The 19,306-nt window shown below is 70.7% G+C and carries 17 protein-coding genes; 7 read left to right on the plus strand and 10 right to left on the minus strand.

The window, feature by feature from the left end; genetic code table 11:
- Window positions 1-9: 9 nt before the first annotated feature.
- From WME90_RS31120 to WME90_RS31135, 4 genes are all read right to left on the minus strand, one after another.
- Window positions 10-1,947, minus strand: coding sequence for a hypothetical protein (locus tag WME90_RS31120; protein ID WP_437275659.1), 1,938 nt, complete (start codon window positions 1,945-1,947; stop codon window positions 10-12).
- Window positions 1,948-2,283: 336 nt separating this feature from the next.
- The gene (locus WME90_RS31125; RefSeq protein WP_437275660.1) at window positions 2,284-3,138 is read right to left on the minus strand and encodes a response regulator transcription factor; all 855 of its coding nucleotides are present in this window, start codon (window positions 3,136-3,138) and stop codon (window positions 2,284-2,286) included.
- A gap of 119 nt (window positions 3,139-3,257) precedes the next feature.
- Window positions 3,258-3,923, minus strand: a complete 666-nt coding sequence (locus WME90_RS31130; RefSeq protein ID WP_437275661.1) for a hypothetical protein — start codon at window positions 3,921-3,923, stop codon at window positions 3,258-3,260.
- Window positions 3,923-4,528, minus strand: a complete 606-nt coding sequence (locus WME90_RS31135; protein ID WP_437275662.1) for a hypothetical protein — start codon at window positions 4,526-4,528, stop codon at window positions 3,923-3,925. Before WME90_RS31135 ends, WME90_RS31130 begins: the two co-directional genes overlap by 1 nt.
- A 453-nt stretch (window positions 4,529-4,981) precedes the next feature.
- Here WME90_RS31135 and groES point away from each other — a divergent pair, with 453 nt between their 5' ends.
- The 3 genes from groES (at window position 4,982) to WME90_RS31150 (ending at window position 7,595) form a co-directional block, all read left to right on the plus strand.
- Complete coding sequence (gene groES, locus WME90_RS31140) at window positions 4,982-5,272, plus strand: co-chaperone GroES (RefSeq protein WP_012238539.1); 291 nt, start codon at window positions 4,982-4,984, stop codon at window positions 5,270-5,272.
- A 33-nt stretch (window positions 5,273-5,305) separates the two neighbouring features.
- A complete protein-coding gene (gene groL, locus WME90_RS31145; protein ID WP_437275663.1) occupies window positions 5,306-6,934 on the plus strand; it encodes a chaperonin GroEL in 1,629 nt (542 codons plus the stop codon).
- A gap of 127 nt (window positions 6,935-7,061) precedes the next feature.
- Entirely contained in the window at window positions 7,062-7,595 is a 534-nt protein-coding gene (locus WME90_RS31150; protein WP_437275664.1) for a GNAT family N-acetyltransferase, read from the plus strand.
- A gap of 136 nt (window positions 7,596-7,731) precedes the next feature.
- Here WME90_RS31150 and WME90_RS31155 read toward each other — a convergent pair whose 3' ends face one another.
- Together WME90_RS31155 and WME90_RS31160 are read right to left on the minus strand one after the other, a co-directional pair.
- Complete coding sequence (locus WME90_RS31155; RefSeq protein WP_437275665.1) at window positions 7,732-8,262, minus strand: TrmH family RNA methyltransferase; 531 nt, start codon at window positions 8,260-8,262, stop codon at window positions 7,732-7,734.
- A gap of 15 nt (window positions 8,263-8,277) precedes the next feature.
- Window positions 8,278-9,120, minus strand: a complete 843-nt coding sequence (locus WME90_RS31160) for a PDZ domain-containing protein (RefSeq protein WP_437275666.1) — start codon at window positions 9,118-9,120, stop codon at window positions 8,278-8,280.
- Window positions 9,121-9,184: 64 nt separating this feature from the next.
- On the opposite strand from WME90_RS31160, the gene asnS reads away from it, so the two are divergent.
- The 4 genes from asnS (at window position 9,185) to WME90_RS31180 (ending at window position 13,509) form a co-directional block, all read left to right on the plus strand.
- Window positions 9,185-10,525, plus strand: a complete 1,341-nt coding sequence (gene asnS / locus WME90_RS31165; protein WP_437275667.1) for an asparagine--tRNA ligase — start codon at window positions 9,185-9,187, stop codon at window positions 10,523-10,525.
- Between the two features lie 566 nt (window positions 10,526-11,091).
- Entirely contained in the window at window positions 11,092-11,829 is a 738-nt protein-coding gene (locus WME90_RS31170; protein WP_437275668.1) for a class II glutamine amidotransferase, read from the plus strand.
- A gap of 28 nt (window positions 11,830-11,857) precedes the next feature.
- The gene (locus tag WME90_RS31175; protein ID WP_437275669.1) at window positions 11,858-12,553 is read left to right on the plus strand and encodes a hypothetical protein; all 696 of its coding nucleotides are present in this window, start codon (window positions 11,858-11,860) and stop codon (window positions 12,551-12,553) included.
- 41 nt (window positions 12,554-12,594) lie between these two features.
- Entirely contained in the window at window positions 12,595-13,509 is a 915-nt protein-coding gene (locus tag WME90_RS31180) for a patatin-like phospholipase family protein (protein ID WP_437275670.1), read from the plus strand.
- 39 nt (window positions 13,510-13,548) lie between these two features.
- Here WME90_RS31180 and WME90_RS31185 read toward each other — a convergent pair whose 3' ends face one another.
- The 4 genes from WME90_RS31185 to WME90_RS31200 form a co-directional block, all read right to left on the minus strand.
- On the minus strand, window positions 13,549-14,034 hold the full coding sequence (locus WME90_RS31185) for a hypothetical protein (protein WP_437275671.1): 486 nt from the start codon (window positions 14,032-14,034) through the stop codon (window positions 13,549-13,551).
- A gap of 123 nt (window positions 14,035-14,157) precedes the next feature.
- A complete protein-coding gene (locus WME90_RS31190) occupies window positions 14,158-16,065 on the minus strand; it encodes a beta-ketoacyl synthase N-terminal-like domain-containing protein (RefSeq protein WP_437275672.1) in 1,908 nt (635 codons plus the stop codon).
- Window positions 16,062-16,976, minus strand: a complete 915-nt coding sequence (locus tag WME90_RS31195; RefSeq protein ID WP_437275673.1) for a hypothetical protein — start codon at window positions 16,974-16,976, stop codon at window positions 16,062-16,064. Before WME90_RS31195 ends, WME90_RS31190 begins: the two co-directional genes overlap by 4 nt.
- Complete coding sequence (locus WME90_RS31200) at window positions 16,973-19,285, minus strand: beta-ketoacyl synthase N-terminal-like domain-containing protein (RefSeq protein WP_437275674.1); 2,313 nt, start codon at window positions 19,283-19,285, stop codon at window positions 16,973-16,975. The genes WME90_RS31195 and WME90_RS31200 overlap by 4 nt, the downstream gene beginning before the upstream one ends.
- Between the last annotated feature and the right edge of the window lie 21 nt (window positions 19,286-19,306).

Consider the following 19,306-nt stretch of genomic DNA (forward strand, 5'->3'; position numbering starts at 1 on the left):
CGGCTCGACTCACTCGCGCGGCCTGATGAGCTGGAAATACCGGTTCACGTAGAACCGGTATCCATCAGGGATCTGATCCTTGTTGATCTGCTGCTCTGCGACGGTGTGATAGTCCGTGAAGACCTTCTTGTAGCCGGTCCCCTTGAAGCCCCGCTCGGCCGCGCTGAGGATCACCTCGCTGTTCGAGGGCCCTTGCTGCGTGTCGAGCCCCTGCGCCTGGACGTCCTGGGTCCCCATCTTCGGGTCGGTGCGCTTGCCAGCGATCTCGCCGCCACGGCCGGAGCCGACGCCGTCGCCCCCAGGCTGGTTGCCGCCGTTGCTGTTGCCCTGGCCGCTCCCCTGCCCCTCCTGACCCTGCCCCTGCCCGCCGGGCATGAGGATCTTCTTGCCGCCAGGCCCGATCACCAGCTCCTGCCCCTGGCCCTGCCCGCTCTTGCTCTGACCGCCCTGGCCTTGCTGGCCCTCCTGCCCTTCCTGCTCGCCGTCGCCCTGCCCCTGTTGACCCTGCCCCTGCTGCTGCTCGCCGCCGCCCTGGTTGCCGCGCGCGCGCTTGCCGAAGCGGAGCATCCTGGCCATCCGCTGCTTCCCCCCCTGCCCTTGCTGGCGCACGAGCTCCCGGAGCTCCTCGAGCCGCTGGCGCAGCTCTTCCTTCTCCTGCTCGGACATCTCCTCCTGCTGCATCCGGTTGATGTCCTCGGCCGCCTGCTCGAGATCATCCGCTGACATCCCGAGGTCGCGCATCAGATCCTCGGCGGCCTTCGCGAGCTCGCGGTCGAGCCGATCGAGCTGGCGCCCGGTCCGCTCCTTCTGTTCGGCCTCGCGGTCGAGGCGCTCCAGCTCCCGCTCCTTCTTCTTGAGCAGCCGCTCCTGTTCGGCCTTCTGCTGATCGTTCGCGGAGGGCTTCTGCTTCTGCTTGAGGAGCTGCTCGCGCGCCTCGGCGCGCTTCTCGTTGATCGCGGCGAGCGCCTCCTTGCGGCGCGACGCCGCCTCGGAGAGCGCCTTGCGGAGCCGCTCGATCTCGGCCTTGTCGAATTTCTGCTTCTTGTCGCGGAGCTTCTCGGCGAGCTCCTTCAGGTCCTTCTTCGTCTTCTCGAGATCCTTCTTCTCGAGGGACTCCCCCACGCCCTTCGCCAGATCGCTCTTCTTGAGGTCGAGCCCGGTCTCCTTCAGCGCCTCCTCGAGCGCCTTCAGATCGGCCTCGGCGCCCTTGAGGAGCTCGCGCTCCAGCGCCTCCATGCGGCGGAACGCCTCGGTGCGATCGAGGCGCTTGTTGGCGATGTCCTCGATGAGCTGGTTGAACCGCTCGACCGCGGACTTCATCTCCGGGCTCTGGTCCTGCCGATCGAGCGCCTTCGCCGCGTCCCTGAAGAGCTCGATGTCGTCGGGCGACATCGTGAGCGCGTCGATGGTCGCCGCGACGGGCGCCTGGCTCCGCGGCGTGCGCACCTCCAGCAGCGCCACCGCGAGCACGCCGAGGCCCACCGCGGCCGAGGTCCAGAGCTCGCGAGGGACCGCGAGCGGCGCGGCACCGGCGGGGCGCAGCCCTGCAGCGTGCTCGCAGGCGTCGTCGATCGCCGCCTCCATCAGGGGGGTGCGCTGCGCCTCGGGCAGCGCCTCGAAGGCGAGGGCGATCGTCAGCCGGTCGTGGAGGTCGTGGTGCCGGTCGAGGGCGATGGTGCCGGCGCGGGGAGGCAAGCGGCGCAGCATCGCCACGACGAGGGTGGCCAGCACGAGCACCCCTGCGCCGAGGAGGAGCTGGCGCGCGCGCGGCTCGCCGAGGTACGCCGGGAGCGCCTTGTGCACCGCGAGCGTCCCGGCGGCGAGCGCAAACGCGACGGTCAGCGCGCTCGGAAGCGCGCGCAACGCGCGCCCGAACCGGAGCCTCAGCTCGACCGCGAGCGCGGCGCTGCGAATGCGGTCCAGTTGCTTCGTGCGAGAGTCGCTCACGGTGCTCAGCGCTCCGGGCGCCCCCCGCGGGGGCCCTCGAAGGGGAAACGTCGCCGCATTGTACCTGCTGACGGGTCAGGCGCCCGAAAGTTCCTGGGAGGCTGCGCGCAGCGTACGAAGGGATGACGCGCGGCGAGCCCTGATGATTCCCGTGCAGGGCAGCCTCTGAGCCCAGCGGACCGCCCGCATGGATGCACGCCGGCGGTGGTGCGCGGGGGTCGTCCCTCCGCGCGCTGACCGGACGGTTCCTCTGCGCCCCGGATCGGCGGCGGCACGCATGCGTTGTGTCGAAACGAGACGGCGGGCCAAGGCGCACGGCGCCGGCCCCGGATTGGATCACTTCATCGACTTCTTCTTCGATGCCGCCTTCGTGGCGGCCGGCTTCTTCGCCGCCTTGGCTGCCGGCTTCTTCGCCGCGGCCGGCTTCTTCGCCGCCTTGGCTGCCGGCTTCTTCGCCGCGGCCGGCTTCTTCGCCGCCTTGGCTGCCGGCTTCTTCGCCGCGGCCGACTTCTTCGCTGCCTTGGCTGCCGGCTTCTTCGCCGCGGCCGGCTTCTTCTCCGCCTTGGCTGCCGACTTGTTCGCCGGGGCCGACTTCTTCGCCGGCTTGGCGCTCGACTTCTTCGCCACGGCCGACCTCTTGGCAGCCGCCCTGCTCGCCGAGGCACCGTTCACCGCCGACCTCTTCACGCCCGTCGCGCGTGCCCCGGACGACGAGGGCGCCCCGGCATCACGCGGCTCGCCAGCCGTGCTCGCCTGGGCCTTGGCGCCGTTCGCTTCGGGCACCTGCTTCGCATAACGCGCGAGCGTCTCGCGCACCCGCGCATCCAGATCCGCGAAATCGAACGGCTTGTTCAGCCAGGCGTCGGCGGCGAAGAGCGGCGACGTCATCTCGTTCAGGTTCTCGCCGATCCCGGTGAGCATGATGACGCCGGTGCTCGCGAACGGCCGTCCGTCGGACGTATCGCTCTTCAGCCGCTTGCAGATCTCCCAGCCGCTCATGCCGGGCATCATCACATCCAGGATCACCAGATCCGGCCGGTGCTCCCGCGCGAGATCCCAGGCGGCATCGCCCTCGGAAGCCTCGATCACGGAGAACCCTAGGTTCCTGAGGTGACGCGCAACGAGGCTCAACATCGCCGGTTCGTCTTCGGCCACCAGCACACGGGGCGGCATCGTGCTCGCGGAAGGCATCGTGGATGCGGATGAGAGTACGTGCGCGCGAACCGGTCAAGAGAGAACGAGACGGCGAGGCCGCGACCAGCGCTCCGCGCCGTCCTCGCGAGCGGCCCCGAGCGCCGTGAAGGATGCGATCATGCGGCGCGCGCAAGGGCGATTTTTTCCGTCTGCCCCGCTGCATAGAAGCGTCGCAGCGCAGCGAGCAGCTCGGCATGACGCCCATGGCGGGCAAACTCGGCCTCGATTCGACCTGCGAACCGCGCCGCCAGATCGTTCGCGATCCGGTAGCGATCGCCGGTCTCGGTGCCCGGGGGGTCCGTGAAGGTGACCCGCTCGAAGAGATGGGCGCGGATCCGCGCGGCGCGCTCAGGCTCGAAGCGCCCAGCCCCTGACGGGTCCGCCTCGTGGCGGCGCCGGAGCGGCGGACCCGGGAGCTCGACCTCGTCAGCCAGACCGCCGTAGACCAGCAGCACGTATTTGTCGACCTCGGCCTGGAGCTCGAGCTCGAGCTGGGTCGCCGGCAGCTCCCTGCGGGCCCGCTCGGCCACGTAGAGGAAGTGGCTCACGCCCTCGACGATCTGGCAGATCTCGTCGAGCGTCCCCTCTCGCCCACGCGTCATCGCCCCGCGGGGCAAGTGCAACGCGACCTCGATATCCCCGTCGGCGTGCCGGATCAGCAGCGCCTCGCGTGCGCTGCCGTCCGTCAGCCGGATGAAATCGTCGACCGCGGGCGCGTCATCGAGCGCGTAGGTTCGCGCCAGGTGCTGCTGGATCCGGGCCGGGAACGTCGCGCCGCGCATCAGTTGAGCCCGCCCGCACCACGGCTCGGCACGAGCCCTCGTGCACCGAGCTCATCCGCGAGGCGGCTCGATCCCGTGCGGACCCAGCGCTCGTACAGCCGGAGCACCGAGCGCTCGTCCCGCGCTCCCGACGCGAGCGTGCCGTCAGCCACATCGTTCAGGACGCTCACGAACCGCTCGAACTTCTCCGCCATCTCCGCAAGGACGTCGGGCCCCTGGCCAACGCGCGCGTTGAGGCGCAACATCGCGGCCGCGTGGTGGTACGCCGTCGACCCGACCCCGACCACGTAGCCGCGGTCCACACCCTTGACGTCGATGTGACCACCGAAGAAGCCGACCACGTAGAGGACGTTGTCGCCCAGGTTGCGCAGCCGCCGGAAACGCTCGGCTCCGGAGGCTTCCAGGGCGTCGCGCAGAAGAAAGGTCAGAGGCTGGTTGAAGGCAGACTCGGCGTGCTCGTCCGGGTGAGCAAAGGCACAAAGCAGACCGACGAGGTAACTCGACGCCGCCTCGGTGGCGGTGACGTTCCGAACTCGGAGCGCCTCGTCCACAACCTCCTGGAAATAGCGGGTCATGCTCGGGGACACAGAGATCGCTTGGCTCACAGCGGCACCTCACTTAGGCGGGTGCCCTGGATACCTACGTAACCCGGGCCACCGCGCGCTCAGGTCAACCAGACACGTCCTGTCGGCCTCCCTCGGGCGGGAGACCGTGAGGGCGTCGCATCACCGTGCTGCCGCAGCTTCGCCCTCATAGGCTCATTTTAGCCGAGGGGTTCCGCCGAGCCCAGCCTTGTGCCACGCACCTTCCCCTGCGATCTCCAGGACTTACAGCCACCTCCGCGCCTGGCTGCCAACGCGCAAAGTGCCGGCCTAGGGCCACTCTTGACACCCTCCAGGGGGTGGCTATCTTCCGCGCGCTCGCTAGCACTCGCCCTAGGTGAGTGCTAGCAAAGTGCCCAGACTGCAATCGTATGGGGCCTTCCGGTGCGCTCGGTCGCGCCGGCTGGGTCTTGCCGTTCGTGGGACGCGGCGCTCGTCCCCGGAGGATTTGCAAAGATGAAGATTCGACCGCTCCAGGACCGCGTGATCGTTCAGCGCGTGAAGGAAGAAGAGAAGACCAAGGGAGGTCTCTACATTCCGGACACCGCGAAAGAGAAGCCGATCGAGGGCACCGTCGTCGCCGTCGGCAACGGCAAGGTCGCCGAGGACGGTACCGTGCGGAAGCTCGACGTCAAGGAGGGAGATCGCGTCCTCTTCGGCAAGTACTCGGGCACCGAGGTGAAGATCGACGGCGAGGAGCACCTCATCCTCCGCGAGGACGACATCCTCGGCGTGATCGAGAAGTGACGCGGGCGACAGAAGGAACTTAGGAGAGACACCATGGCAGCCAAGGAAATCATCTACAACGAGTCCGCCCGCAGCATGATCCTCGCGGGGGTCAACGCCCTCGCCGACGCGGTCAAGGTCACCCTCGGCCCGAAGGGGCGCAACGTCGTCATCGAGAAGAGCTTCGGCTCGCCGACGGTCACCAAGGACGGCGTGACGGTCGCCAAGGAGATCGAGCTCGAGAACCGCTTCGAGAACATGGGCGCCCAGATGGTCCGCGAGGTCGCCTCGAAGACGAGCGACATCGCCGGCGACGGAACGACCACCGCGACGGTGCTCGCCCAGGCGATCTACCGCGAGGGCTCCAAGCTCGTCGCGGCGGGCCACAACCCGATGGAGATCAAGCGCGGCATCGACAAGGCGGTCGAGGCGATCGTCGAGCACCTCCGCGGCTCCGCCAAGCAGACGAAGGACGCGAAGGAGATCGCGCAGGTCGGCACGATCAGCGCGAACGGCGACGAGACGATCGGCAAGCTCCTCGCCGACGCCATGGAGAAGGTCGGCAAGGAGGGCGTGATCACGGTCGAGGAGGCCAAGAGCGCCGACACGACCCTCGACGTGGTCGAGGGCATGCAGTTCGACCGCGGCTACCTCTCGCCGTACTTCGTGACCGATCCCGAGGCGATGAAGGCGAACCTCGAGGACTGCTACATCCTCATCTCGGAGAAGAAGATCTCCAACATGAAGGACCTGCTCCCGGTGCTCGAGGCGATCGCCAAGAGCCAGAAGCAGCTCCTCATCATCGCCGAGGACGTCGAGGGCGAGGCGCTCGCGACCCTCGTCGTGAACAAGCTCCGCGGCACGCTGCACTGCGCGGCCGTCAAGGCGCCGGGCTTCGGTGATCGCCGCAAGGAGATGCTGAAGGACATCGCCACCCTGACGGACGGCCAGGTGATCGCGGAGGAGCTCGGCCTCAAGCTCGAGAACGTCACGATCAGCGATCTCGGCCGCGCCAAGACGGTCATCATCGACAAGGACAACACCACGATCGTCGGCGGCCAGGGCAAGAAGGACAAGATCAAGGCCCGGCAGCAGGAGATCCGCGCTCAAATCGAGAACACGACGAGCGACTACGACCGCGAGAAGCTCCAGGAGCGGCTCGCGAAGCTCGTGGGCGGCGTCGCGGTCGTCAAGGTCGGCGCTGCGACCGAGACCGAGATGAAGGAGAAGAAGGCTCGCGTCGAGGACGCGCTCCACGCGACCCGCGCGGCCGTCGAGGAGGGCATCGTCCCGGGCGGCGGCGTGGCGCTCATCCGCGCGCAGAGCTCGCTCGAGAAGCTCAAGGTCAACGACGAGCAGCGGTTCGGCGTCAACATCATCCGCCGCGCCATCGAGGAGCCCCTCCGCCAGATCTCGGCCAACGCCGGGGAAGAGGGCTCGATCGTCGTGCAGAAGGTGCGCGACGGCAAGGACTCGTTCGGCTACAACGCGGCGTCGGGCGACTACGGCAACCTGCTCGAGATGGGCGTCATCGACCCGGTCAAGGTCGTCCGGTCGGCGCTCCAGAACGCGGCCAGCGTCGCCAGCCTGATGCTCACCACCGAGGCGCTCATCGCTGAGCGGCCGAAGGAGGAGAAGCCGGCGGCTGGTGGCGCCCACGCGGGCCACGGCCACGACTTCTGATCGCGGCGCGCCGCGCTGACCGCTAAGCCCGGCGGGCAAGGGCCGGCTTCCTCTCAGGAAGTCGGCCCTTCGCCATTTCGACTTCCGGCAGGCCCCGGCGCATGATCTGATCCGGCGCAGGTTCGCGATGAGCACCCTGACTACCGAGCGCCTGGCGCTCACCCCGGTCTCGCTGTCCCTGCTCGAGGCGGTCATCCGCGGAGATCGCGCCGAGGCCGAGGCCCTGTCCGGCGCGCGCTTTCCTGACGCCTGGCCTGGGCGCGCGCTCGTCGAGCGCGCCTTCAGCTCGCCGCTCGACCGGCTGCGCGACGATCCTGACGCGTTCCTGTGGGGCACGCGGCTCATGGTGACGCGCGAACAGGAGGAGCGCGTCGTCGTCGGCAGCGTGGTGCTGAATGGCCGGCCCGACGCGACCGGCACCGTGGAGATCGGCTACGGCGTCGAGGGCAAGTCCCAGGGCCAGGGCTATGCGACCGAGGGGTCGCGCGCCGTGCTGCACTGGACGCTGCAGCAGGCGGGGGTGAGGCGCGTGATCGCCACCACGCCGGCCTGGCACCGCGCGTCGCTCCGGGTGATCGAGAAGCTCGGGATGCGCCCGGCTGGCACGCTCGATCACGACCTGCTGGGCGAGCTCCTCGTCTTCGAGCGCTTCCGCGAGTAGCGCCCCGCCCGCGGCGGAGGGCCGTAGCGGCGCGGCTCAGCAGCCTCCGGCGCGGCTCAGCAGCCTCCGGCGCGGCTCAGCAGCCTCCGGCGCGGCTCAGCAGCCTCCGGCGCGGCTCAGCAGCCTCCGGCGCGGCTCAGCAGCCTCCGGCGCGGCTCACGCCGCCGCGCGGGTCGCGCCGCCGAGCCCACTCGCACATGGTCATGCCCGCCGCGATCGCCACGGGGTACGAGTGGTTGATCCCGTACATGGGGATCGCGATCACGTCCTCGCAGGCGTCGAGCAGCACCTGCGGCAACCCGTCGTCCTCGCTGCCGAAGAGGAAGACGAGCCCGTGAGGCAATGGCGCCTCCCAGAGGGTCCGCCGCGCGTGATCGCGCTCGACGCCGATGAGCGGGCGGCCGCGCGCTGCCTCGAGGAAGGTCGCTTCGTCGGGGCACTCGACGATGGTCTCGTACTTCTGCATGCCCATCGAAGCGCGCTCGTAATAGGGCTCGGTCCCGATCAGGAAGATCTCCCGCACCAGGAACGAGTGCGCGACGCGGATGATGGCGCCGATGTTGAACGGGTTCTTCGCGCGGCAGACGGCGATCGAGAAATCGTGCCGCAAGGGGGCGAGCTCTTCGCGGATCTCCCGGGTGGTGAGCCCGAACGGCGGGATCTTCACGGCGCGGTGGCCCCCTTACTCGGCTGCGGCAAAGCGATCGAACAGCGGATAGATGGGCCCCTCGTGGACCCTGATCCGCTCGGTCGTGCCCGTGGCGTGCTTGACCAGGAGCACGAGCCCGGCGCTCGGCACGGCGTCGAGCGCGGCCCGGATCGCCGCGACGGACATGCGCCGCAGCGGCTGCCCGGCGATCTCCAGCACCTCGTCGTCCTTGCGGAGCCCGGCGCGCTCGGCCGGCCCTCCCTCCACGGTCTGCGAGATGAATGCGGAGCCCGAATGGATCTGGTACCAGAGGCCAAGGCCGAACTTGGCGTGCGCCGGCTGAAACGCCAGCGTGAGCGAGCCGCCCGCATCGAACTCGACCTCGATCTCGCCAGCGGCTCGCTGCGTATCGCTCGGGCGACCGATGTCGCGCACCCCGATCGGCTTGTCGACGAGCGGGTCCGCCTCCCAGAGCTCCACCCGGAGCCGGTCCTCGGGCAAGATTTGGAAATTCCCGCTGGGTCCGTCGGGCCAGGTCGGCTCCAAGGTGTTGGCTTGCTCCGCCGTGTGAAAGATCTCCTCGCCGTTGACCAGGACGCGGACATAGGGATCCGGGAGGTCGCCGGCCCCGGAATCCCAGGCACGTCCGTCCCGAGTGCGTTCCGGAACCCTCGCCCGGACGACGCGGAGCCACCGGACGTCCTCGGGCGGCGGAGGATGCAGCTCCTGGTCTGAAGGAGGCTCGCGGAGCCGGGCCGAGAGCTCGGGATAGAGGGCCGAGCAGCCGCCCGCGGCGAGCGGTATGCCAGCTGCAACGAGCAGCATGGTGAACGCGGGCAAGCAGAGCGATAACGCGCGATGCTGTCGGAGGACCAAGATGCCGCCATTTTTGGCCGGAGCCGGCGTCAGCCGCAACTAAACCGTGCTATTTCGGGCGCCCATGCAGGACTCGCCCGTCATTGCTACCAGCGACCTCAGCGCGCACGTCGGCAGCACTGTCGTGCTCCGCGGATGGCTCTACAACAAGCGCTCGAGCGGCAAGCTCCACTTCCTCGAGCTGCGCGACGGCTTCGGCACCGTCCAGTGCGTGATGGCGAAGAGCGACGTCGGCGACGAGGTCTTCGCGGCCGCCGACAAGGTCACCCAGGAGAGCGTGATCGATGTCGTCGGCGAGGTAAGGGCGCACCCGAAGCGCGCCGGGGTCTACGAGATCGCCGCGTCCGGCTTCCGCCTGCTCGGCCCCACCACCGGCGAGTACCCCATCTCCCCGAAGGAGCACGGGACCGACTTCCTCATGGATCACCGCCACCTCTGGCTGCGATCGAGGCGCCAGCACGCGATCTTGCGCGTGCGCCACACAATCATCCAGGCCATCCGCGACTTCTTCGACGGGCGCGGGTTCACGCTCGTCGACGCGCCGGTCTTCACGCCGAACGCGTGCGAGGGGACGAGCACGCTGTTCCAGACCGACTACCACGGCGAGAAGGCGTACCTCACCCAGTCGGGGCAGCTCTACATGGAGGCGGCCGCGGCCGCGTTCGGGAAGGCGTACTGCTTCGGGCCTACGTTCCGCGCGGAGAAGTCGAAGACCCGCCGCCACTTGGCCGAGTTCTGGATGGTCGAGCCCGAGGTGGCGTTCATGGACCTCGCAGGCGACATGGACCTCGCGGAAGACTTCCTCTGCTTCATCGTCGAGCGGGTCCTCGAGCGACGCCGTCCCGAGCTCGCGGTGCTCGAGCGCGACGTCGGGAAGCTCGAGGCGGTCAAGAAGCCGTTCCCGCGCATCCGTTACGACGAAGCCGTCGCCATCCTGAACGAGGCGCGGGCGGAGAAACGTAAAACGACTGGAGACGCTGGAGTTTCGGACTTTCCCTGGGGCGAGGACTTCGGCGGTGAGGACGAGACGATCATCTCCGGCCGGTACGATCGCCCCGTCATGGTCCACCGCTATCCGGCCCAGGTGAAAGCCTTCTACATGAAGCGCGATCCGACGGATGACCGGCTCGCGCTCTGCGTCGATGTCCTGGCGCCGGAGGGTTATGGCGAGGTGATCGGAGGCGGGCAGCGCGAGGATGATCTCGCCACCCTCGAGCGGGCAATCGAGGCGCATCGGCTGCCCCCCGAGGCGTTCGGCTGGTACCTGGATCTGCGCCGGTATGGCACCTTCCCGCATGCGGGCTTCGGGCTCGGTGTCGAGCGGAGCGTCGCCTGGATCTGCGGCCTGCCCCACGTGCGCGAGACGATCCCGTTCCCGCGCATGCTGAATCGTCTCTCGCCTTAGTGCCGCGCGTCAGAGCTGGTGCGGGAATTTCTGGGCGCCGCTCGGCAGCCCTCGCGCACGGCGCGATGCGCCAAGGCGCCGACGCAACGGGCCGACGCACGGAAGCAGACGCAGACGAGGCTAACCGCTCCGCGCGTACCCACGCGTCCGAATCGCCACTCTGTGCGAGGAGCGTGAGTAAGAGGTAACGCGACCGGCAGCGCGACCGGCAGCGCGACCGGCAAACTGCGCGACAACGGCGGGCAGTGTGGTCAGGCCGTGCCCGCGCCCCGCCGCGCCGCTGGGGATCCGTTTTTGCTCCGCTTGCAGGGCGACTCTGTCGTATCAAGAAAGCATAGGGCGCAACCCGCGACCCACGCTCACTCGGCCGACCGACGGAGCCACCCCTGCTTGCAGATGAGGGAGCGCTCTACCGGCGAGCCGGACCCTGCCCCCGCCTCCCCGACCCAACTCGCGAGGACAAAGCTATGGCTCGTCTCGTCGGCTTTATCGGTAACCGTCCGGATCTCGGCGCGCGTGCGATCGAGCTCGAAGATCGTGCCCTCACGGTTCGCCGAAGGGAGGGCGTGATCCCTGGCTGGGGGGTCGGCTTCTACCAGGGAGGAGAGATTCTCCTCAAGCGCCGACCGATCGACGATCGACCCGAGATCAGCCTGGTCGACATGACCAAGGACGTGCGCGCCGACATCCTCGTGGCGCATGTCCGGGCTGCGACCGTGGGCAGCCTGCGCACCGAGAACACGCACCCGTTCCGCTACCGGCAGTGGCTGTTCGCCCACACGGGTACGGTCGAAGGGTTCGCCCGCCTGCGAAACCAGCTGAGCGACTCGCTGCCGCAGTTTCTCCAGCGCGACGTTCGGGGCGAGACGGACAGCGAGATCCTCTTCCACCTGTTCCTGTCCTTCCTCCACGACAGCGGCCAGCTCGATCGGCCCAACGTGGACGCGGCGAGCGCGCGGACGGCCCTCCGGTCCTCCATCGCGCTCGTCGATCGGCTCTGCGCGGAGGAAGGGGCGGGGCCGAGCGCGATGAACATCGTGGTCACGAACCCGGAGTACCTGCTCGTCGCCCACGGCGGCACGCCGATGGCGTACCGCATCTACCAGGGCAGCGACGACATGGAGCGGCTCCTGAGCGACGGCGGGTTGGGCCGAATGCGCATGCCCGACTACGCCGCGAGCCGGTTGACGCTCGTCGCGTCGGACTTCGATGACGACCAGGCCCCCGCGGGGTGGACCCACGTCGGCGAGCGTGCGATCGTGACGTTCACCCGCGCCGATGCTCCAGCGATCGAGCCGATCTGAACGCCCGGAGGGCCCGCCGGAGGCCACGGTGCATGCACCGCCCACAGGCTCCCCGGACATCTCGCGGTCGCCAGCGTGTCCTTCGCTGCTCGTCGCCGTGCTCATGGGCTCGTTTCTCCTTGGATGCGGGCAAGGAGGACCGGCTTCCTTTCCCACCGCCGCCGAGCTCTCTGACGAGCGCCGCCGCCCCGATGGCGTGGCGCTCGATCCGGTGAGCACCTCGCCGCCACCGACGAACCAAGCCGACGTCGGCGACAGCGTCGTGACCCTCCGGACACCGCTCGGCATCGGCGCGGCGCTGGACGTCGTGGACGAGTTCTTCCGGCGGGTGGTCACCGAGGACAGCGAAGGCCTGAGCGAGCTGCTCACGCGCGACGCCCTCGCCATCCAGACCGGCTCGGGCGGCTCGGGGCAGCCGCCGATCGCCGGGCTCTGGTGGGAGCAGCGGTTCCGGCGGCTCGAGTACGGGAAGCTCGCCGGAGAGCCGGTCTACCGGGAGTCGGAGCTCCAGATCTTCCGAGCGGAGGACGTGCTCACGACGCCGCATCACCCGGCGATCCAGCCGGACACGCTCGACGACCAGGACGTCGTGATCCGGGTCCCGATCACGACCGCTAGGGTCGCGGCAGATCGCCTGCTCGGCGACGAGATCGTCGTCTGGCTGCGCCGCGACGGTCCGCGATTCAGGATCTACCGGCTGCTCGAGGACTTCCAGCTACAGTAGGCTTTGCGCTTGTGCCATATCTCCGACAAGATCGGGGCTCGATGAGCCGCCTCAAGATCGCGTTCGTGGGCTCCGGGGGGGCGGCGCGAGGCCTTGCGCACCTCGGCGTGCTGAAGGCTTGCGAGGAGCTGGGCATCCATCCAGAGATCTACGTGGGCGCTGGAGCGGGCGCGCTGGTCAGCGCGACGTACGGACAGGACATCCCGCTCGACGTGCTGCTCGACGCATACCGCCTCCCATGGAGACGGCGTCACCGCGGGCCTCGCCTCCACGTGTCGAGCTTCTTCGGCGCGCCCGCCCTGCGCGATCTGCTCGACCCGGGATACCTCTGCTCGGGGGTGTTCTCGATCGACAGGCTCGAGCGCTACGTGCGCCGAACGCTGCCGATCAACGACTTCCGACAACTGCCGCACGCCGTCTACGTGACGGCGGTCGACGTGGACAGCGCCAAGCGCGTCGTGTTCGGCCCGGGCTACGATGAGTCCACGCCGATCAGCCAGGCGGTCGCCGCCAGCTGCTGCGTGCCCGGCCTGTTCCGGCCCTACCGCATCAACGGCCGCTATCACCTGAGCGGCGAGGTGATCCGGACGCTCTCCGCGGACCTGGCCGTGAACGCCGGCGCGAACATCGTGATCATCTCCAACATCTACCGTCCCGAGGAGCGGGACGAGTCGCAGCGCTCGATCGCGAGGAGCGGCGCGCCCAGCGTCGTCCGGCAGTCGCTCAGCATCCTGCTGGCCGAGAAAGAGCGCCGCGGCGTCGAGCTCCTCTCCAAGCTCTACCCGAACGTCACCTTCCTGGACGTGGCGCCCGCGATCGGCCGGTACAGCTACATGAACCGGTTCGCCGCCAAGCCGCTCGTCCTGCGCGGCTACCGCACGGCGCTCCGCGTGCTCGCAGCCGCGAAGGAGAAGGGCGTCTTCGATGCCCCCTCCTCGAAGAGCGCGCTGAACTAGAGCGGGGCGCCGTCGCGCGGCGCCCGACCGCTACATCCCCTACATCCCCGCGACGATGCGGTACTCGTCCTGGTACTGGACCAGCTCCAGCCGGTTGTCGTCGACCTTGCGGCGCCACTCTTCGCCCTTGCCCCCCGGGATGCGGTAGCTCGCGCTGTAGGTGTAGTCGACGTAGATGACGTCATCCCCCTTGAGGACGCGTCGGTAGCGGATCTCGTAGCGGATGGCGCGCGCGTCCTGGAACTTGCCGGTGAGGTACGCGCGCAGGCCAGCGTAATCGAGGTCGTCCGCCGCGTCGATGTTGCCGCCGTCCTCGTAGTACTTGGGCGAGGCGAGCTTGAGCAGCTCGCCCACGTTCTTGCTCTCCACCGCGTTGCGATACTTCTCGCAGAACGAGATGATCTTGCGGTTGTCGTCGTTGTCCTCGACGTCTGTGTTCGGGATGTAGTGGGTCGCGCAGCCGGCGAGGACGGCCGAGGCAACGACGAGGAGCGAAGCGACAGCTTTTGTTTGGCGGCAGAACATACGCGGGCAGGACAACGCTCGGGGGAAGCAGCTGATTCCAGCTGGGAACCTTGCCAGATCGAGGCGCGGATCGGCAAGCGAAGCGATCATGATCACCGCGCGATGACGGGGACGGGCGCGCCGCTACGCGTGCTCGTCGATCCAGCGGAGGAGGGCGAGGTGGCCGACCGGACCCTCGTGGTCGACAGGGAGGTCGGGATCGACCTTGCGCAGGCGCTCGGTGTCGCCAGGAGCGGCCTGTAGGAGCAACGCGACGGCGCCGCAAGCGAGCGTGCGATGCTCGGCGCCGGTGAGGCCGAGCAGCTCGCGCGCGACCGGCCCCGCGTCGTCGGCCGCGAGGACGACCATGCGGTCGGCGTCCGAGGACGCGACGAGATCGGCCGCGGCGCGGAGCGCCTCCAGCGCGCCGCCGAGCCCAGCGCCTACCGCGAAGCTCGGCCCGGTGAGCTGGTAGGCGATGGCGCACTCGCCCGCGATCGCGTTCGGCGACGTCGCAGGGAAGAGCCGCGGCTCGACGAAGCGGGCTCCGCGCGCGCGACGGCGGGCGTCATAGACCTCGTTGGTGTCGATCGTCGCGAGCGCGTGGCCCGCGACGATGCCGGCGCCCCGCAAGCTGTCGGCGCCGACGATGGCAGCGAGGGCTGCGACCGCGGTCAGCCCGAGCCGGCAGAGCGCGTCGAGGCGCGCCAGGCGATCGCGCGCGATGCCGGTCGCCTCGGCGAGGCGCCCCAGATCGGAGCCCGTCACGCGCGCGTGCGCGCGGAGGACCACGGCGCGGGGCCGCCGCGGGCGGCGCCCGCTCGCGGAGGACGTGAGCAGGAGGGCGGCGTTGGCGCCGCCGAACGCCGCCGAGAGCTTGAGCGCCGCAGAGAGCGGGCGCGGCTCGGCGCGCTCGAGCAGGTGAGCCGGAGCGTCGGGGTCGAGCTCGCCTTCGGAGGCCGCCGGCGGGGCGATGGACGCGTTGAGGGCGGCCGAGGCCGCGAGCGCCTCGAGCACCCCCGCGGCCCCGAGCGTGTGCCCGATCTGAGCCTTGAACGGGTGGACCACCGGCGGAGGGGCGCCTGCGCCCGGCGCGTCCGACCGCTCCCCGGGGCCGCGCGTCGCGAGCAACGCGGCGATCGCGCGCGACTCCATCGCGTCGTTGTACGGCGTCGCCGTGGCGTGGGCGCTGACGAGACCGACGCGCGAGGCAGGCCACCCGGCGTCCGCGAGCGCCGCGGCGCCGGCGCGCGCGAGCCCCGAGCCCGTTCGATCCGGGGCGGTGATGTGCACCGCGTCCGTGGACGCACCGAAGCCGGCGACGCGGACGATCACCGGGGCGCCGCGGCGACGATCCTCGCGGACGAGGGCGACGACGGCGGCGCCCTCGCCGAGCGCCATGCCGTCACGGCCGACACGAAACGGGCGCGATTTTGACGCCGTGGTCGCGCGGAGCGCCTCGAAGCCGGCGGCGACGAAGGTGCTGAGGGCGTCGTAACCGCCGGCGAGCACGAGATCGCAGGCGTCGCGATCGAGCCAGCGGAGACCGAGGCCGATCGCCAGGGTGCTCGCCGCGCACGCGGCGAGCAGGTGCGTGCGCAGCGGGGTCCGCTCGAGCCCGAACGCGGCGAGCGCATCGTTGAACGGCGCGAAATAGGTCGCACCCGAGGCCAGCGCGGCGAGCGATCCGGCGTCAACCCCCTCGGCGCGGGCGGCGAAGAACCGCTCCGCGGTGAGCATGCCGCCGCTGGAGGTGCCGAGGGCGATGCCGATACGCTCGCCACGAAAGCCGGGGCGCACGGCCTCCAGCGCCGCGAGGGTCTGCGAGAGCGCCGCCTTCAGCAGATCCGTCGCGCGATCGGTGCCCGGAGCGACGCCGAGCTCCGCGGGCGCGCGGGCGGCGAACGGCCGCAGCAGGCCGGCGCGATCGAGCTCCGCGTCGCGAGTGATCGCGACGGGCGCGGGCTCGCCAGCTCCGGGGACGCGGTAGGCGAGAGGGCCGAGGCCGAGCGCCGAGACGGCGCCCGAGGCGATCACGCAAGCGTCGGTCATGAGCCGTCCCCCGGCCGCAGCGAGTCGGGGTCGACGAACGCGCGCGGATCCGGCGCGCGTTCGCGCTCCTCGGCCTCGCAGATGACCGTGATGAGCAGCCCGGTCGAGGCTTGCGCGTAGCGGACGTTGCCGCAGCCGATGCCCTCGGCGATCACGACCTCCTCGTCGAGCCGGCGCCGGCGTGCGCCCTCCGCCGTCGACCACGTGGTGCGGCGCGCGCCGATCACGCCCCGGTCGTTGACGCGCAGATCGATCACGGCGTCGCCGTCGCGCAGGACGAAGGAATCCGTGCTCGCGGCGCGCGAGTACCAGAGCAGCTTCCCCGCCGCCGGGTGGAGCATCCACCAGCGCAGGAAATCTACCGGTAGACCGCGGAGCGAAGCCCGAGGCGTCGAGGCATCGCCGCGCCTCAGCAGATCGAGCGCGGGGACGGCGAAACGAAAGCGATCGCCGCGTACCCACAGGTCGAGCGCGGTGGTGCCGCCTGGGCCGAGGAGGATCATCCGCAGCGCGCCTTCCGGCTCGACGACGTCGCTCCCCGCCGTGCGCGCGCGCCCTTCGAGCGCCGGCGGGGCGACCGCGATCGCGCCGCGCGCCTCGAGCATGTGGCCCGTGCGCGGCTCCCGCAGCGCCAGGCGGACGCGGAGCGTGCGCGGGCCAGCCCCCTCGACCTCGCGGCGGAGATCTGCGAGGCGCTCGCGCCCTTCGCGCCACGCCGATGGATCGGGCCGCGCGGCCGACGCGCCCCCCGATGCGCGAGGCAGGAGGCGCGCGAGCTCGGCGTCGAGCGGGCCGCCCCGCTGCGGAGCGCTCGCGGCGCAGGCGGGGACCCACGCGAGTGAGAGCAGGAGGCGCCCAGCGCCGACGATGCGGCGCGCACGACGGCCGGGAGCGGGCAGCGATGTCGTCACGCGTCGCCGGGAGCGACCAGCAGGATGGCGTATCCGCGGTCGGGTGCGCCACCCAGGACGAGCACGCTCGCGAGGTCGCGGATGGCGAGCGCCGCGACCGCCGCAGCAGCGGCGAACCCGCCAGCGCCCTCGTGATCACCTGCGCGCGACGCCAGCGTGGAGCGCGGCACCTCGGCCCACGGTGAGCCGTGGAGGCAGGCGATGAGGCGCTCCTCCTGCCGTCCGACGAACACGGCGGCCGGCCACGGGACGGTGGCCTGCGCTCGCGGGGCGGCCTCTCCTGGAGCGCCGAGGCGCGCCGGCGCTGGCGCTCCGGCGAGCATCCCCACGCCGTCACCACGCCAGGAGCTCCACCAGGACACCGTCGCCACCGGGCGCGCCCCTCGCTCACGCACCCGCGCGGCGCTCTCGAAGAGCAGCACGGCCGCGCCCTCGCTGCGCACGCCGCTGCTGACGACCTGCGAGCAGATCGGACCGAGGCACCGCTCGATCATGGGGCTCGCCTCTTCGACGCTGCCGGCGACGAGCACCTCCCCTTCCCCGGCCGTGATGAGCTCGATGGCCGTGACCATGGCCGCTTCCGCGGTCGCGCCGAGATCGGCCATCGCGAACACCGGGCCACGGAGGCCTAGATAGATGGAGGCGTGCCCGACCGGCGATGAGGGGACCAGGTTGGGGAAATCCGCGGGGCTCGCGTACTTCGCGCCCTTGTCGTAGATGCGCCGCATGTAGGCGGTCGAGGCGTCGACGCTCCCGAAGGAGGCGCCGACGATGGCGCCGGGCAGGGTGCGGCTCGGCGCGACGTCGGCCGCCGGCTCGCCCGCGCCGGCCTCGGCCTGTGCCGCGCCGCCGAGCCCGGCCTCCGAGAGCGCCGTGAGGATCGCGGCCGTCGTCAGCCGGCCAGCTCGATCGAGCCGCCGCGCCCGCGCGAGATCGAGGTGCGCGGCCGTGTTGAAGGGGATGGCCCCTTCCGCTGGTGGAGGCCCAGGCTCGAGATACGCGGCGCCTCCGCGGGACGCGAGGACACCGAGCGGGCCGATGGTCGCGGCCGCGGTCACGACGACCGAGCGCCGCCGCGGCGCGCTGCCGGCGTCGAGCGGCGGAGGAAACCGGTCGGGCTGCGCGAGCACGAGCACGCTGTCGGTGCCGCCGAAGCCGAAGGAGTTCGACATCGCCGCCCGGATCGGCGCCTCGCGCGCCTCCTTGAGGTGCACGAGCTGGCACTCCGGATCGACCTCTTCGAGGCCGCCCGTCGGGGGCATCACGCCACGCGCGATGGCGAGGGCGGTGATCGCCGCCTCGACCGCGCCCGCAGCGCCGAGGGTGTGCCCGATCTGCCCCTTGGAGGACGAGACGGCGATGCGGCTCACCTCGGCGCCGAGGCAGGCGCGCAGGGCGGCGCTCTCCATGACGTCGTTCAGGGGCGTCGCGGTGCCGTGCGCGTTGATATAGTCCACGTCCGAGGGCGCGAGCGCCGCGCACCGGAGCGCGTCGCGCATGACGCGCGCGGCGGTGCGCCCCTCGCGCTCGGGGTTCGTGATGTGGTGCGCCTCGGCGCCGGTCGCCCACCCGCGGAGCTCGACGATCGGCGCCGCCCCGCGTGCGCGCGCGGCGTCCTCGGACTCGAGGAGGAGGAACGCGGCAGCTTCGCCGAGGTTCAGCCCGGCGCGCCGCCGATCGAACGGGCGGCACGGATCCGGATCGACGGCCGCGAGCGCGCCGAAGCCGGTGTAGGTCAGCCGGCACAGGCCGTCGGCGCCCCCCGCGAGCACGCGGGTCGAGAGGCCGGCGCGGAGCCAGGCCGCGCCCAGCAAAACGGCGTTCGCGCCGCTCGAGCAGGCGCTGCAGACGCTCCTCACCCGCCGGAATGGGCCGACGGCGGCGCGGACGTGATCGGCCGTCGAGGAGAGCGGATGCGAGAGCATTCGCTTCAAGGGGGCGATCGCGCTGGGATCGTGCGACAGCCAGGCGAGCAGATCCTCCGTCTCGAACATCCCGGCGGTCGTCCCGCCGACGACCAGGTCGACCGGAACGGCCCCCGGATCGATCCCCGCGTGCGCGAGCGCCTCGCGGGCCGAGAGCACGGCCATCGCGTCGGTTCGAGACCACCCTTCCGCCTCGCCTGGCGGAGCGACCTCCTCGGGGGAGAGGCCGCGGATCTCCGCGGCGATGCGCCCGCGGGTGCCGGGGATCTCGAACAAGGAGAGCGGCGCGAAGGCCCGATCTCCCGCGACGAGCCGGTCCATCGTCTCCCTCGCCCCGCGCGCCAGAGGCGAGACGATCCCGATGCCCGTCACCCAGATTCGCACGCCCGAACGGCTCTCTGCGGC

This window comes from Sorangium sp. So ce375 (assembly GCF_051473855.1).
Lineage (GTDB): Bacteria > Myxococcota_A > Polyangia > Polyangiales > Polyangiaceae > Sorangium.